Origin of the sequence: Pedobacter sp. ASV12, from assembly GCF_016429155.1 — a bacterium.
Lineage (GTDB): Bacteria > Bacteroidota > Bacteroidia > Sphingobacteriales > Sphingobacteriaceae > Pedobacter.
In genome coordinates this window covers 1-17579 of sequence record NZ_JAELUC010000082.1, presented here as the reverse complement: position 1 = coordinate 17579, position 17579 = coordinate 1, and the positions used below count along the sequence as shown (strand labels likewise).

Annotated in this window: 4 protein-coding genes and 1 pseudogene; 2 read left to right on the top strand and 3 right to left on the bottom strand. The window is 46.5% G+C overall.

Features of this window, described 5'->3' with window-relative positions; translation table 11 throughout:
* The first annotated feature begins 399 nt into the window (after positions 1-399).
* The gene (locus JHD69_RS16135; protein ID WP_199141381.1) at positions 400-2946 is read left to right on the top strand and encodes a hypothetical protein; all 2547 of its coding nucleotides are present in this window, start codon (positions 400-402) and stop codon (positions 2944-2946) included.
* Between the two features lie 68 nt (positions 2947-3014).
* Here the strand turns inward: JHD69_RS16135 and JHD69_RS16130 are convergent, their stop codons facing one another.
* From JHD69_RS16130 to JHD69_RS16120, 3 genes are read right to left on the bottom strand one after another with little or no spacing between them, the layout of a single operon-like run.
* Positions 3015-5015, bottom strand: coding sequence for an OmpA family protein (locus JHD69_RS16130; protein ID WP_199141380.1), 2001 nt, complete (start codon positions 5013-5015; stop codon positions 3015-3017).
* A gap of 11 nt (positions 5016-5026) precedes the next feature.
* Positions 5027-6022 (bottom strand): PorP/SprF family type IX secretion system membrane protein, encoded by a 996-nt coding sequence (locus JHD69_RS16125; protein WP_199141379.1) that lies wholly within the window; start codon positions 6020-6022, stop codon positions 5027-5029.
* Between the two features lie 43 nt (positions 6023-6065).
* Positions 6066-16196, bottom strand: a complete 10131-nt coding sequence (locus JHD69_RS16120; protein WP_199141378.1) for a putative Ig domain-containing protein — start codon at positions 16194-16196, stop codon at positions 6066-6068.
* A gap of 303 nt (positions 16197-16499) precedes the next feature.
* Here JHD69_RS16120 and JHD69_RS16115 point away from each other — a divergent pair.
* Positions 16500-17579: pseudogene (locus JHD69_RS16115) on the top strand (hypothetical protein); the annotation flags it as partial.

Below are 17579 nucleotides of genomic sequence, written 5' to 3'. Positions count from 1 at the left end.
CCCCCCCCCCCCCCCCCCCCCCCCCCCCCCCCCCCCCCCCCCCCCCCCCCCCCTTTTCAAGCAGAAGACGGCATACGCGATCATGAGTACTGTCTCGTGGGCTCGGAGATGTGTATAAGAGACAGTTTCAGGATTAAATTTTTTCAAAGGATCATTTTTTTGACAAAATGCTTTTCCAAGCCACAGGGCCATTCTTTTCATTCATGATGTTCATTTTTTTTACACAAAAAATTTAATTCAGAATTAAAAAATCGTTCTGGTCGCTCATTAAAACACTGAAAATCTGTTCATTGTCCACATACGCCTCAAAAACGCCGTTTTCTTTGTTCATTTTCGGATTTAATTTTTGCATTTTATAGTGGTATATTAGTGGTAAAGCTCAAAATAACGTATCTCCTTATGCCAAATCCCCTATTCTTGCAAGAATTAAAACGGCTTATCCTCATCAAAACGAACATCAAGGTCATTAGTCCTTCAGATTGCAGGATTATTTCCAGTTCTGTTCAGAAAGAACTCAAAAAGAACATTAGCGAAACCACCATCAAACGGCTCTTTGGCTTTGCCGAAATCAAACACGAATTTTCAAAGTTTACCATCAATACCCTGATGGAATATGTAGGTATGGCCGATGAGCATAACATCGGCAAAAAGTCACTCGATATAGAACAGGTACCCGAAGATGCCTTCGAACAATTGCGGGCCAGGGCGCAACGCATTACCTACTTTACCCTGCAGAACATCCGAAACAGGTGCAGCGTTCCCTACGAAATGACCATTGCGCGCAAGTTTGCCAAGCACGACCTCATGTTCTTCCACTCGAGCAAGTACAGTTATACATCCTTTATTTCGCAGCCTGGCTATGGAAAAAGCATTTTGCTGAGCCATTTGGTACAGCAGATGTTTATAGATGAGGAGGCCCCCTTTAAAAAGGATATTGTGCTTTTTTTAAATGCAGACTACCTGTTTAACAAAGAGCTGGAAGAACTAAGCCTCGAAGAACGCATCAAAACCAGGATTGGTTTGCACCAACACACCGACCTTATTGCCTATTTTAACGACCAATGGCTTAAACATGGCCAAAAATTCATCATTATTCTCGACGGTTTTTCTGAACTGGTCATCAACAAAACCACCAAGCAAAAGGTATTTGAAAGCATCATCAGCTTGGTCACCAATATCGATCAACACGAGAGCATCAAACTGATACTGGGCATGCGTTCTACCACCTGGAACCGTTTTTACGATAAGATACGTTATTCTTATTTCCTGAAAAGCAAATGGTTTCCGGGCAATTATTTCAATCTCAACGACAGTTCAAATGTTCCGCCACTAACCGAAATAGAGGTTGAACAGATTTTCCAGAAAATGAGCCCGCTCGGTTTTACCAAGATCAGCGACAGCCTGAAGGCCCAGCTTAAATTTCCGTTCCAGATCCAATGGTACTACCAACTTAAGGAAGAATACCCCGCTTTCGATTCGTATACCAATATTATCCACTACGAAATCATTGCCCGTTTTATCCAAGAAAAAATCTACAATTCAACTTATGCCACCGAAAAGGTGCTTTTCTGCAAAAAGATCATCCATTTAACCAATTATGGGCGTCGAGGCTACTCGGTAACCAAAACCGACCTGATTAAGGAGCTGCCTGTGTTTAAGAATGCCTACATGGAGCTGCTTACCGATGGCATATTAATGGAGGAAAAACATGTGAAGAGCGGCTTCCCATCGGAATTTGTACGCTTTATACAGCCACACGTATTCGAGTATTTCTTATTCACCGAACTGTACGAGCTGTTTAACCAGCAAATGGACGATCGTTTCTTCGAACTGGTGCATCAGGAGTATGTGGGCAATCATGTGCGGTTTCAGCTTTTGCAATGGTCGGTAAGGCTGTTGGTACGCCTCCACAAGTTTCGAGAAATCAATGCCGTGCTCAACCTTAAGCTGAACAACTACGAAAAGAACTACCTCATTTACTTTATTGCCGAAAACCTCAATTACAGAAACAAGAAGGACCCGAACCTATTGCAGCAGATCAAAGAACAGCAGCTGCACAAATTGCTGATGAAGCAGTTTATCCATTTTGATTTTATCGATTCGTACTACAAGGACGCGGTTAAATGCCTGATAGATGTAGCCGACAGCGAAGAAACCGCCCTTTATTACCACGCCATTCTGGCTATTTTCGATTGCCTGAGCCTGAACCAGGCCAAAATACTGAAGCGACTCGAAAAAATGGAGAGCCTGAAATGCGAAGCGAAAAACTGGGATATCAATCCCTACGAAACCGTTAAACTTATTTACCTACGCATTAAAGATGTTGCCATTGCCGAAAATCAAACCTTGCAAAAGATAGAAGACTTTAAATATGGCAGCAAAATAAACGGCATCAGGAACAAGGAGCTGCCCGACATGCGGCAGGTAATCAGCTACTTGCTGATCTTTCTGCTCAACCTGTTTTATGGTTCGCCATTAGAGGCGACAAAAATCATATCGGCTATTCTGCGGCAACATCCAAAGCTGATGAAAACGCGTAAATTTTTCTCCATTTACTTGCTCAACCTGATGGCCCAGGCTTGTGCAAGGACAAATCCTAGCAAAAAGACAGACCAAATGGAGAAAATACTGACACAGCTGTACGCCGACGAATCGAGGGTAAACCCTACGCTGTATGCACAGTCGGTATTTTTGTCGCTAAAGGCCGAGCAGAGCAAAAACAGAAAGGATTATGCCACGGCGTTACAATATGCGCACGAATGCATTAAAATCTACAAACGCAACGACCTGGCTATCAACGAACTGTTTACTTACAACCTCATTATCGGCATTTACAAAGAACTTAAAGACGACGAAAAAGTAGAGGAATACAGCTACCACAAGCTTAATCTGCTCGACAGCAAACAGGTAAACGTGCCGGTATTCAAGTCAACCTCTTTCATCTAGCCATTAATTTTTTAGCCATAAAAAAAAGGAGATTTGCACCTCCTTTTCTATTTATTACTATCAACTAACTATTTCTTGGTTACCTTAAACTCGGTACGCCTGTTGAGCGCCCTGCCCTCGGGATTGTCTTTGCCATCGGGCAATTTATTAGGGGCCACCGGCATGCTAAAGCCATAGCCCTTGCTTGTCATCCGTTCTGGCGCTATACCCCGGCTCACCAAATAATCGACACACGATTTGGCCCTGCGGTTAGACAAGTCGAGGTTATAGGCTTCTGTTCCGATATTGTCTGTATGCGCACCCAATTCGATTTCGATGTTCTTGTTGTCTACCATCAGATCGTACAAATAGTTAAGCGTAACCTTTGACGAATCGGTCAGTTCGGCGCTATCGAATTCATAAAAAATATTATTCAGCACAATAGGCTTGTTCACCTTGAATGGTGTTAGGCAGAGTTCGGCACTCTTTAAGGTATCAACACTGGCCAGCTGCTCATAACCATAGCTGATGTTTTTGGCAAAATAACTGTCTTTTACCGCATTGACCTGAAAGCCGCGGTTAGAGCCGATTCCAAATCTGTACATGCCATTTTGATCGGAAGTGGTGGTTTGCTCGGTAAAATCGGCACCAGTAATGGTTACGGTAGCACCTGCCAATGGTTTTAAGGTGGCGCAATCAATGAGCTTGCCACTGATGGTTAGGGTTTCTCTCCTGATTTTGAAGATCTCCAGACAGCACAACGATTCGCGATCAGAACTGATATAGCCTTCTTTGTCTTCGTCGTCTGTAGGCGTAAAGTACATATCATCTTTGGCCGAGTTAAAAGGATAGCCCATATTCTTTGGCGTGGTCCAATCGGCAAAATCGCCTTCTGATTCATAAAAATCAAATCCGCCTATGCCAACGCGACCATTACTGCTGAAAAGCAGTTTGCGGGTTTTAGGGTTATAATAGGGTGCCTCCTCATCTTCCTTGGTATTGATTTTATCGCCCATGTTCATGGCATTGCCAGTAGTGCCGTCGGGCCTGATAATGGCGTACCACAAATCGTACTTGCCTAAACCTCCTGGCCTATCTGAAGCAAAAATGAGGTATTTGCCATCTTTAGTAATGTAGGGTTGCATAGAATTGAAGCCATTCACATTGATTTCGCCCCCCAAAGCCACCGGATCAGACCATTGGTTGTTAGCCATGCGGCTAGATACGTAAATGCTGCGTTTTTTGTCTTCTTTGTTAATCCAGGCGGTAAAATACATGAAGCCCCCATTCGGATGCAACGTAGGTGCCGCCACTTCCATTTGCTTTACGTTAACGCCTACCCGACTTACTTCGGCATCTGGGCTTTCCGGTTTGGCTGAGGTTGCATAAATGGCATTGATGTATGGATTATCCTTTCTCACTACCCTGCTGGTACCTCCAGACAACACCTCATTCTTACCATTGGCTCGTACCGGCCTCGACGAAGTGAAATAAAAAGTCTGGTTGCCAACCGCCGGCGCATAGTTAGAACCGGCAGTATTTACTTCGGCTGGCAGCCTTGTTAGTTTGAAGAGCCTGGGATATTTGATTTCGTTCAGTGCAAACCTGCACGACTCGATTTCTGCCCTTGCTTTTTCCTTGTAGCCATCGTTTACGTTGTATTTGTTCAGGAAAGCGGTAAAAGCGGTAATGGCTTCGTCAAACTTAAAGTTGGCCCGCAAACATTCGGCATACCAATAACCGCTCAACGCGTATTTGGGATTGCTGAAACCGTTGGCAATCACATACCATTTTTCGGCATCCTTAAAGTTTTTGTACAACCTGAGCGAAGTGGCCAGCTGAAATACGGCATATTCGTAATCGTCTTTGCGGGGACTTTCTTCCTGAATCCGCTTTTCGAAGCCATAAGGCACCACAAAACCCGCACTGTCTGGCGATATCTGCAGCGCCCGCTTATAATATTCTGAGGCCGCATAATATTCTTTGTTGATGAAGTAGACGTCGGCTACCCTCTTGTTATCTGTTGTAATCTGGGCCTGGGCAAATGAAAGGCTGCAACACAGGATCAAAATTGTTTTTAAATAGCGCATATCTCAAAAAATTAAAGTCGTGGACAGAAGAAATTAGGGCCAACAATGCCTTTCCTGCTGGTAAACGATACAGAAAGTTCCAATCCGCCCCTGGCGCCTGTTGCCTTGTTGAGGCTCGAGGTATTGAAATCATAGCTGACCCCGATAACCATGCTTTTAAAATGGACTCCTAAAAAAGCAATGGCAGAATCGTCAACGCGATAGTTCGAGCCGAACAAAATATCTGATTCTGCGTTGAGCATCATCTGTGCATAGGCCCCGGCCGCGATTTCACGGGCATTGCCTTGCTTCAGGTAGATGAAATTGGGCGTGATATCCAACATGTTGTTTACCTGGATGCGCGCGCCGCCGTGTCCAGTAAAGCGCATGGGCAGTCGCGGGTTGTCGCCGGCGATGAATTTGTCTTTGGGCCTGGTGAGGTGCGATACACTGGCGCCGGCGAAAACATTTACTTTTTTATTGGTGCTGCCATCAAAAAACATGATACCGGCATTGATATCTGGTGCAACATAGCTCGACGAAGAAATATCGTCGGAGATAGACATGCTCGGATCGTAACCCAATATAGGATTGTATTGGCTACCTGTGGTGATTTTAGAAATATCGAGGCTCTTGCTGATGATACCGGCCTGCATACCGAAATTGATGATCTGCTCGCCACTTTGGCCGAAGCGGATGCGATAGGCGGCCGAAGCCAGGGCACTCAGTTGGTTATAGCCAATATCGCCTGCTCTTTGGTTAATGATAATACCGCCCAGCGACAGGTTTTTAACGGGAGCCATATCAAAAGAGGCACCGGCAGTGAGGTAGCCGTTTCTTAATGCATCCCATTGTTGCTTGGCATTTACATTTACCCGGTAATCGCCATCGGTAACCCCGGTTAGGGCCGGGTTTAGCCAAAGCGGATTAGCATAATATTGCGAAAAATGTGGATCTATCTGTGCTTGTGCTTGCTGTACTCCAAAACTTAGTCCGAATGCCAGCATTACTATTCTTAAGTATTTCATGTGTTTCTTGTTAGGTAAAACCATTTCACAATTTTGTTTAATGCTATCTGAGCAATGTTATCGTTCCTTTATAAGACTTGGTGCTACCATCGGCAAAGGTTACCGCGATAGTATACACATAAACGCCGTTTGGCTGCATAGTGCCGTTAAACCTTCCATCCCATCCGGTAGTGAGCGAGTTCGACTCGAACAGGAACTGTCCCCACTGGTTGTAGATTTTCATGTTGAACTTGCTCACCAGGTTGCCATAGGCATAGAAGATATCGTTCTTGCCATCGCCGTTTGGCGTAAAGGTGTTTGGTATGTAAAGCTCGTTGGCAAAAGGATTACTGGCCGTGCCGGTTACCGGTGCAGAGTTGGCACTGGTTTGGCAATCGATCTGTCCTTTGGCCCTAACCACAATGGTTACACTTTGTCCAGGTTGCAAGCCAACTACCTGATAAGTTGTACTGGTAGGTCCACCGGTTGGCGCAACCCAGGTATTACCGTTATTGAGCGAAACTTCGTAGGCTGTAGCTCCTGTTACCGCGTTCCAGGCAAAAGTTACGCTATTGGCCGTAGTGCTTTCTACCCTAACTATCGGGATAGCCAATACTGGCAATACATTTACCGTAATGGCAGTACGCGAATTGCTTGCACAGCCGCCTGCTTTTGAAACGCTTTCTACATAATAGGTTGTAGTAGCATTTAAGGCCGGAGTGGTAAAGCTGTTTCCTTCGGCCAGCATGGTGCCGCCAGAGCTATTGGCATACCACCTGTAAACCAGATTGGCATCAGGATTATTCACGCTTAATATTGCTGTACTGCCTGAACATATCGGGTTGTTGTTGGCCGAAACGCTAACCGGGGCCACCGGTACCGGCATGGCTATGATAGCTGCAGGCGCTCTGGCAGGAGAAATACAAGAGCCGGTGCTTGCTTCTACGTAGTAAGTTACATTGGCCGCAATAGCCGGTGTGGTGAAGCTAGCGCCACTACCAACTGCGGTTCCGCCCACCGCTGCGTTATACCAGGTATAGGTTACGCCACTTTGCGGATTGCTTACACTTAATACGGTACTATTGCCTATACATACATTGACATTGTTGGTGGCCACTACCGGTGTGGTTGGCCTTGGCGTAACGGTTACGGTTACCTTAACCCTGCCGCTGGCATTGCCACAACCATTCGCGCTTACTGCCTGTACGTAATAATCGGTGGTGGTATTTAAAATCGAGATATTCAAGGTTGCACCAGTTCCAACCATTGTACCGCCTACAGCGGCATCGAACCATTGGTAGGTAGCTGCCGGATCGGCATTTTGTACGGTTAAGGTGGTTCCATCGCCGGCGCAAATACTTGTTCCAGTGTTAGATACTATTGGATTTACCGGGCGAGGGTTTACGGTAATAGCCACTACCTTTCCGTTTCCGGCTATATTTTCGCACTTGTTATCGCCTTTCACAGTCACATAGTAAGTGGTATTGGCCGTTAGTGCTGGTGTGGTAAACGAAGCCTGGTTAGAAACCACATTGGTTAAAGCGGCATCGCTGTACCAGGTAAATACCGGATTGGTTACCGTAGTACTGCTTGCGGTAAGTGTAGTGGTATTGTTTTCGCAAATGGTATTTGTACCCGTTACCGAGATATCGGCAGGCGTTGCATTTGGCCTAACGGTTATGGTAATGGTTTTGGCATTTGCAGGGGTATTTTCGCATTTGTTGCTTCCTTTTACGGTGACATAATAAGTGGTGGTTGCACTTAATGTTGGCGTTACAAATACGGCACCTATTTGGGCTACGTTAGTTAACGAAGCATCGGTATACCAGGTAAATACCGGATTGGTTACGGTTAAGCTACTGGCTGTGATGGTAGCTGTACCAGTACCACAAATATTTACCATCGTTGGGTTCAGGTTGATATCCGCTGCAGTTGCCGCAGTATTAACCGTTACCGTTACCATTTTAGCAGTAGAAGTACTGTTTTCGCACTTGTTATCGCCTTTTACGGTTACATAATAGGTTTTGGTAGCGGCCAGTGCTCCGGTAGTATACGAAGCGCCAACAAAAGCAACCGAAGTAAGGGCAGCATCGTTGTACCAGGTAAATACCGGATTGGTTACCGTAGTGCTACTGGCCACCAACGTAGCGGTACCATTTTGGCAAATAGTAGCGTTGTTGGCGGTAATATCCGATGCATCGGCAACCGGTTTCACCGTAATGGTGATGGCTTTGGCGCTACCTGGACTATTGGCACAGCTGTTATCGCCTTTTACCGTTACATAGAACGTAGTGGTAGCACTTAGTGGCTGACTGGTAAATGATGGGCCAATGTAAATCAAATTGGTTAAGGCTGCATCGGCATACCAAGTAAATACCGGATTGGTTACCGTTGGACTGGTAGCCGTAAGAACTGCTGCAGATCCGTTGCACACCGTTGTATTTCCTGCAAGGATGATATCGGTCATTCCCGACAATGGATTTACCGTAACGGTAACTACCTTGGCATCAACGGCTTTGTTTTCGCATTTATTATCGCCTTTTACCGTTACATAGAACGTAGTGGTGCTGCTTAAAGATGGAATCAGGTAGGTTGGTCCTACAAATACCACAGCAGTTAACGAAGCATCGCTATACCAGGTAAATACCGGATTGGTTACTGTAAAACTTGAAGCCATGAGACTTACCGAATTTCCGGCACAGATGGTCATATTGCTCAGGTTGATATCGGCCGCAGCAGCATATGGATTCACAGTAATGGTAACTGCTTTCGCATCGGCCAAACCATTGGTACATTTATTATCGCCTTTAATTACTACATAATAAGTGGTGGTAGCAGTTAGTGGGGGCGTGGTAAAATCTGCGCCAACGTGGGCCACAGTGGTTAAGGCCGCATCGCTATACCAGGTAAATACCGGGTTAGTTACCGTAGTTGAGCTTGCATTGAGTGTAGTTGGACTACCTGAACAAACTTTGGTTGGTCCACTTACCAAGATATCGGCTGCAGTAGCCAACGGATTAACCGTAATGGTAATCACTTGGGCATCTGCCGGTTTATTTTCGCACTTGTTATCACCTTTTACGGTTACATAATAGGTAGTGTTGCCATTTAAAGGTGGGCTAACAAAATTAGCGCCTACATAGGCTACATCTGTTAAAGCTGCATTTTTATACCAGGTAAACACTGGATTGGTTACCGTAGTTGAACTTGCGTTCAACGAAACGGTCGAACCTGCACAAATGGTGCTTACACCTGCCAAATTAATGTCGGCAGCAGTAGCCGAAGGGTTAATGGTAATGGTTACCGTTTTGGCATCGGCTGGGGCATTAGCGCATTTGTTGGTGCCACTTACGGTTACATAATAAGTGGTGGTAGCCGAAAGTGCCGGAGTAGTGAACGTAGCTTGTGTAGAAACCACGGTGGTTAAGGCCGCATCGCTGTACCAAATAAATGAAGGATTGGTTACCGTTGTTGAACTTGCCGTTAAAGTAGTGGTACCTGCACTGCAGATGTTGTTCACGCCACTCACCTGAATATCGGCAAGAGTAGCAGATGGCTTAACCGTAACGGTGATTTTAGTACGGCTGGCGCTGGCGCAGCTATTGCCGTTTACGGCCTCTACAAAGAAATCGTAGGTACCCGCGGCCAAGTTGGTTGGCGTAGTGTAATTGCTATTGTTAAGCACCAACAGGTTACCGCTTGCATCGTACCAGTTAAAGGTTACCCCTGCTACAGCCTGTACGCCTAAGGTTACTGGCGAGTTGATACAGGTTGTGGTTGGATTTCCGGCAATTGGAGTTGGCGGTGCAGGTGGCGGCAAGATCGTAACCACTACTTTGGTAGGGGCACTCTCGCATCCATTTACAAAGGCTTTTACATAATAGTTGTAGGTACCGGCAACCAATGAAGTTGGCGTATTGAAGGTAGTTCCATCGGCTTGATAGGTAGTTTCCAAATACCACCTGTACGTTACACCAGCTTGAGGATTTTTAACATTCAACATAGCTGCACTACCTTGGCAGGCACTGGCGGTGGCAACAGCTACTTGAGGCGCTACATTTATTCTTTGTGCATAATTGAAGTTGATTGAGGTTAAGGCACCGATCAATCCTGAATTTAACCTTACTTCTACGCCGTCAAATGCGGCGGTTGGTACATAGGTAAGGATAATGGCACTGTTATCGCTTAATAATTCGAGGTGGATAAGCGGGTTGTTCACCACCATTTCGTCGTTATTGCTGGTTGCTCCATTGTAGGTGGTTACGGTTAGCGTTGGTAAAACGGCCAACGATAATAATTTACCTGGCGAGGTCAATACCACTTTCAGGGTATCGCCTACTTTAGACAAGCCACCTGTAAAACCTACGCGTTGATAAACCGAAGCACCCAAGGCACCTACCGGCATCAGCAATGAAGAACCAGTTTGTACATTGTTATCAACTGCCAAACCTGGATTTGAAACACCGGCCAATAAGGCTATGCCGGTAACGCCATCGGCAAGCTGTACCGTAGCTGCACCGCAAGGTGTAGGCTCTGTTCCATTAGGAATAACCGTTACCACAACCGATGCACGACCAGAAGCCGGGCATGGACCTGGAACGGTTGCTTCTACATAAAAAGTAGTTGTTGCAGTTAAAGGCGGGGTTACATAAGTAGCAGTGCTCGCCAATAAAGTGCCACCAACTGGTAGATCGTACCATCTAAAGGTTGCACCGGCAGTACTTGAACTAGCTGTTAAGATAGCTGGACTGTTTTGGGCAACAGTTACGGCCGCAGGAGTAACGATCGGCAAATCTACAGAGCCAACCGTAATGGTAGCCGAAGCCCGGGTTGCCGAAGCCAAGCCACAGGCATTTACCGCTTCTACCGAATAAGAAGTGTTGGCCACAACAGCATTAGCTGTAAAGCTTACCCCATCTTTGCCTGTCTGATAGGTACCTCCGGCATCATACCATTTGTAAGTAATGCCTGCAATTGGATTTTTAACTTGCAACAGTACATCGTTGCCGGCGCAAGTATTGACGTTGCTGGCCAAGAGCTCTGGAACCGCAGGAGCAGGTGTAGTTGTTACATTGACTGCTGTTTTATAGCTTACACAACCTGAGGCGCTACTGGCCGCTACAAAGTACCTGGTATCAGCAGTCAGGGCAGGCGTAGTAAAGCTTATGCCGTCTTTGCCGGTTTGATAAACGCCAGCTGCATCGTACCATTTATAGGTTAACCCTGCTTTCGGATTTTTTACGGTTAGCACGGCAGTTTGTGTTACGCAGGCGGTAACATTAGCAGCCATTACCTCTGGCGCCGCAATTACACGTTGTGCATAATTTACGTTCAATGAAGTTAGGGCACCCAGCACGCCTGAATTCAAGCTTACTTCTACCGCATCAAATTGGGCAGTTGGCACAAAGGTTAACAGGGCTTGGGTATTGCCACTTAGTAATTCTAAACTGATGAGCGGACTGTTGCTTGGCAACACATCGTTGTTGCTTACGCCTCCATTCAGGGTGGATACCTGAACCGTTCCCAGCACGCTTGCGGACAATAACTTGCCTGGTGAGTTGATCAGTACGCGAACAGTATCTCCAATATTCGAAACACTTCCAAATGCTAGTCTTTGGTAAACCGAGGCACCCAGGGCACCCACCGGCATCAACAAGGTAGAACCGGTTTGCGTATCGTTGTCAATAGCCAAGCTAGGGTTAGAAACACCCGCCAGTAAGGCCACGCCTGTTACACCATTGGTTTGACTGATGGCGCCTTCGCAAGGTACCGGATTGCTCGATCCGTTTCCATCAACAGTTACCGTTACCTGAATACGGCTTGCAGAGCTACATCCTGTAAGGGTATTGGTGCTTTCTACAAAGTAAGAAGTGGTAGCCGTTAGTGGTGGCGTTACAAAAGTTGCGCCGGTATAAACTGGTGCGGTAGCTGTAGCCGACGAATACCAGTTAAATATCACATTGGCTTCTGAAGAGCTTGCCGTAAGGATGGCCGTTTGTCCAGGACTAATGGTTGAAGAAGAAACCTGAACCTGAGGGGCCACCGGACGCGGATTAACCGTTACCGTAACTGCACCACGGGTAGCGCTTACACATCCAGATAAAGCGGCTTCTACATAATAAGTTTTGGTGGCTGTTAAAGCCGGCGTGGTAAAATTAGCACCGCTGAATACCGGAGTTCCACCAGCAGCTGTTTCATACCAATTATAAGTAAGGGTTGGATCAGGATTGGTTACGGCTAGTACCGTAGTAGAACCCTCGCAACTTGCGGGCACAGTAGCGACAACAGGCACCGCCAATACAGGTACTACATTTACAGTTACCGGCACGCGCTCGGCATTGGCACAGCCTGCTTTACTTACTTCAATATAATAAGTTGTAGTAGTGGCCAGAGCCGGGGTGGTAAAACTGTTTCCATTGCCCACTACGCTGCCACCCACAGCGGCATCGTACCAGGTTAAGGTAGTGCCTCCATTAGGCGTAGCATTTAAGGTAGTAGTGCTTCCGGCACAGATATTCAGGCCCGAAGTGGCTACGGTTGGTTTAGGGTAAATGATTTCAGCGCCATAAATATCAAGGCTGCTTAAAGCGGCCACGGTTGCACCAAATCTCACTTCTACCCTGTCATAAGGTTGTCCGGCGGCAAAAGTCGCTTTAAAGCGATTGCCTGCCAATAGTTTCAAATCTATCAGGGCCGAATTCAGTTGGTAGCTGGTCACTACGCTCGAACCATTCATGACGTTAATGGTAATTCCGCTCAGCACCGATAAATCCAATAGACCAGTTGGCGTTGCCAAGTCTAAACGGACGCTATCGGTAGCCAAACCAACATTAGGGAAAATCAATCTCTGATAGCCCGTTGCGCCTACCCCAACTGCCAAGGTTATCCTGGTATAATTGGTGAGGTCGGCATCGGTAGAATTTCCCGGGCCACTGATATTGCACAATACGCAAATACCGATAATCCCACTGTTTTGACTGGTAGCCGCGTTACAGTTCGGATTAACCGGACCATTTAATACGGTTACCACCACCGGTGTACGGCTGGCACTTACGCAACCCGTATTGTTACTGGTTTCGGCATAGAAAGTAGTCGTCGCAGTTAATGCTGGTGTAGTAAAGCTTGGCCCTGTGCCTAATGCAGTGCCACCAGTAGCTACGTTGTACCATTTAATCACATCGCCATTGTCGGCTGTAGCTTGCAATACGGTAGTTTGGCCACTGTTCACCACCTGATTATTGGTCGTCACCACTGGCGCAGCTGGTGCCGGGTTAATGGTTACCGTAACTGCAGTACGTGCACTAACCGCTGTTCCTGAAACCGCTTCTACATAAAAAGTAGTGGTACTGGTTAAGGTTCCGGTATTGAATACACCCGCATTGTTGGTTGCCAATGGCGTATTTCCGGTCGGTCCGTACCAATTATAGGTTACGCCAGCCTGCAAGTTGCTTACGCTTAATGAGGTTGCACTGCCACTACAGATGACAGCACTGGCTACTACAGGCTGATTGACACCAACGGTAATGGTATAATCTGTATTTACCTTATTGCCATTTGCATCAGTAGCAGTTAACGATAAAGTATAGGTTCCGCCTTGTGTTGGCGTTCCCGTAATTTCTCTTGTTGTGGTATTAAAGCTTAAACCCGGAGGCAAATTGGTAGCCACATAAGTATAAGGAGCGGTGCCACCACTTACCGCTGGCAGGGTCTGGGTTGGATAAGTCGCCCCAACCGTACCATTAGCCAAAGTAGCCGTAGGTAACGACAAAGCACCTATTACTTTTACCGGATAGGTATTGGTAGCCGTTTTTCCCGTGCCATCAGTTACGGTTACGCCGATATTGTAATTACCCGATTGGGTTGGCGTTCCAGTAATTTGTCTGGTTGCCGGATTGAAGCTCAATCCCGGAGGCAAGTTGCTGGCCACATAAGTATACGGACCTGTACCACCAGTAGCGGCCGGAATTGTTTCTGTAGGATAAGCAATACCTACATTTCCGTCGGCCAAGGTTTTGGCAGGCATTACCAGCGGATCAACCACTTTAATGGTATAGTTAGCCGTAGCCGTTTTCCCATCGGCATCGCTAGCATTTAAAGTTAGCGTATAAGTTCCAGCCGTTGTAGGCGTTCCGGTGATTTCCCTAGTGGTTGGATTAAAATTCAATCCCGGAGGCAGGTTGCTAACCGAATAGGTATAAGGTGTAGTACCTCCGGTTGCCGGCAGCAAAATCTGGGTTGGATAAGGCGTGCCTACTGTTCCGTCAGAAAGTACGGTGGTAGCCAGCACCAACGGATCTTTCACCACAACTGTATAATTGGTAGCCATGGTATTGCCATCGGCATCGGTTACATTAACGCCAACTACAAAAGTGCCCGATTGGGTTGGCGTTCCGGTGATTTCCCTGGTGGCTGGGTTAAAACTTAAACCCGGAGGCAAATTAGTGGCTGCATAAGTATAAGGCGTGCTTCCTCCAGTAGCCAACGGAATTACTTGTGTAGGATATAATGTCCCAACAGTACCATTAGGCAAACTCGCCCCTGGCAAAACCAAAGTTGGTGTTATTTTTAAGGTGTAAGCCACCGTAGCTGTACAGCCTTTGCTGTCGGTTGCCGTAATATTAAAATTAAAAGTACCGGCAGCAGTTGGCGTACCCCCTATTTGTCCGCTGGCCGATAACATCAAACCTGCAGGCAGGCTGCTTCCCGCTGCCAACGCATAGGTAAAAGCGGGTGTACCGCCGCTGGCCGCCGTAATTTGTTTAGAATAGGCCGAACCAATCGTTCCATTGGCCAAGGTAGTAGTGGCAAAAGTAATTTGCGGATTTACCGTAACCACAATTGGCACCCTTACCGATTCATCTGTACAGCCAATCCTCCTGGCTGCCACGTAATAAGTTTTATTGGCTGTTAAAGCCGGAGTGGTAAAAGTTGCACTGGTAGCCAATGCACTGCCCCCATCGGCTACATCGTACCAGCGAAGCTCATTATTGGCACCTGTGGTTGCGCCTAGAATGGCTGTACCGTTGTAGCAGGCATTCACCGCATTAGATTGTGGTGCCGTAAACGTTGGCCTTGGTGCGGTACTGGTTATGCCATACAAGTTAATGGTTTGGGTTAAACCTACATTAAGCAGGGAATTGAGCGTTATTTTTACACGGTCGAAAGCCAGACCGGGCGAAAATGGAATATTGGTTACCTGACCAGCATTGAGCAGCCCCAACAAATCGAGGCTCAATAAATTGTTCAGGTTGGTAGTATATACCTGCACATTCCCATTATAAGCCGTTACCTGGGTATTATTTAGCAATCCGGCACTCAACAAAGCTGGATTGACACGCATCCGGATATTAAACTCGTCGCCGGCCTGCGATGGAATAGCGAAATAAACGGTTTGACTGATAGAACCCGCAACCCCCAATGCGCCCAGACTGATTTCAGAAAAATTGGTCTGGTCGGCATCAATGGCAAATTGAGGATTGGTCACCCCCGCTTTGCCCAAGCCCAACAAATCAACTGTAAGGCCACTGCCCTCGTAGCTGGTGGCAAATGCACTGGCACAACCAGTCGTACCCGAAGTATAAAAAGCATAATAAACTTTGGTACTATATGGCGAGCTTAACAATAAAGCATCTGTTCTATCTTTAAGGTATACCCTATCGTAGGTCTGGTTTGGCGTTATCGCCAAATAAAAAAAGCCGTTCGCATCTTTGATCAGACGCAGATCGGCATTTCCAAACCCTGAGCTACTTAACCCCGAGACCACCGTATTTCCGGAAGAGTTTCGGGCCCCGACCTCAAAATAATGGTCGCCCAGCGCCACATTACCGACCACCGATGCCAGCGCACTGCCCAAATTGCCACCCAACAATACGTTGAGCAACGAGGCATCTCCGTCAATGCGCAAATAAGTAGTGGTGTTTGCCGGTATAGTTGAAGCAAACTGAAGCTCCAGCTCTCCGCTATACTTGCCCAAACCTAGCGCTGCACCACCATACGATTTAACCGTAGCGAAAGTATTGCTGCCATTTGTTGCATTTGTTGCATCGTCAACCTGGGCAGACTTTACAGTGGCAATTGTGGCATAAATTCTGGTCTGCGCATACGATTTGGAAAATAGCAGCGTTATAATGGTAATTTGAAGCAGAAAAGCGATCCATCTAATAGACCGAAGGTTAAAAGTAGATATCGATTTCATAAAATAGGGATTATATTGCGTTATTCTGATGCAATTTTAAGCAGCAAACCACTTTGCTTGGCCATTCGACTTGTTCATTAGAACACAGTCATATACAGTCATTGTTCATTTTATTCATTTTGTATTGTTCACAATCGAACGAAAACCAGTTGAACAAGCCCATATTTCTCTGTTATAGCACCTTAGGGCACTTTTTGACCAAAAATGATAGATAAGCCCCGAATAGCGCTATAATCTGAACATTGATTTTCTTTTAAGTTAAGTCTTATCTTCGCGTGAAATCGATTGCAACACGCTAAAAAAATGACTCAATTTATTTTAGATGAACTCAGGCATTTAATTCTGAAAAAAGTTGGAATCCGTGTGGTCTGTCCTTCAGATTGCCAGGTTATTGCATTGGCCATCAGCAAAAAAGTAAATAAAAGCATTAGCGAAACCACCATTAAAAGACTATTCGGCTTTGCGGCTATTCACCATCAGTTCTCCAAGTTTACCATCAATACCCTTTTAGAATATGTTGAGAACGACGATACTCAGGCGGTAACCGATGCCGCCATTAATGGAAGTCAGTATACCGGCGACAAAGATTGGGATTACCTGATTGCAAAAGCCAGAGCACTTTCAGAAAGCACCATCAAACGTATAATTACGCAGAGCGAAATCCCCTACCATCTTACCATCAACAGGAAATTTGCCGAACACGATTTTAATTATTTCTATTCTTCCAATTATATTTTTACGGCTTTTATTGCCCAGTCAGGCTACGGCAAGAGCATATTGCTTAGCCACCTCGTACAAAACCTTTTTCTAAAACCTGGCGCAAAATATGCACAAGACGTAGTGCTGTTTTTGCATGCCGAAAGGGTTTTTAATGTAGAAAACGATTCGCTGAACCTCGAAACCGACCTGCAAAAAATCTTAGGGTTAGCTACAGAAAAAGACATCATTACTTATTTTAATGAACAATATGCCAAAAACGGCAAAAAACTGATACTCATTCTCGATGGTTTTCATGATATTTTAAGAAGAAGCGGCCTCAAACCCAAAATATTCGACAGTATTGTAAAAACGCTTTGCGATTTGGAGGGCAGTCCGGCTATTAAACTGGTGCTGAGCATGCGCTCCTATGTCTGGAAACGTTTCTATCAAAGCATCCGCCATTCGCATTATCTAAAAAGCAAATGGTTTGCCGGAAGCTATTTCAGGTCTGTCTCTTATACACATCTGACGCTGCCGACGAACCACGACAAAAAAAAGGGTGTGGGGGGGGGGGGGGGGGGGGGGGGGGGGGGGGGGGGGGGGGGGGGGGGGGGGGGGGGGGGGGGGGGGGGGGGGGGGGGGGGGGGGGGGGGGGGGGGGGGGGGGGGGGGGGGGGGGGGGGGG

What these genes read in the sequence shown, in the direction of transcription:
- JHD69_RS16135 (WP_199141381.1), top strand. Translation starts at nt 400, where the DNA reads ATGCCAAATCCCCTATTCTTGCAAGAATTAAAACGGCTTATCCTCATC.
- JHD69_RS16130 (WP_199141380.1), bottom strand. Translation starts at nt 5,015, where the DNA reads ATGCGCTATTTAAAAACAATTTTGATCCTGTGTTGCAGCCTTTCATTT.
- JHD69_RS16125 (WP_199141379.1), bottom strand. Translation starts at nt 6,022, where the DNA reads ATGAAATACTTAAGAATAGTAATGCTGGCATTCGGACTAAGTTTTGGA.
- JHD69_RS16120 (WP_199141378.1), bottom strand. Translation starts at nt 16,196, where the DNA reads ATGAAATCGATATCTACTTTTAACCTTCGGTCTATTAGATGGATCGCT.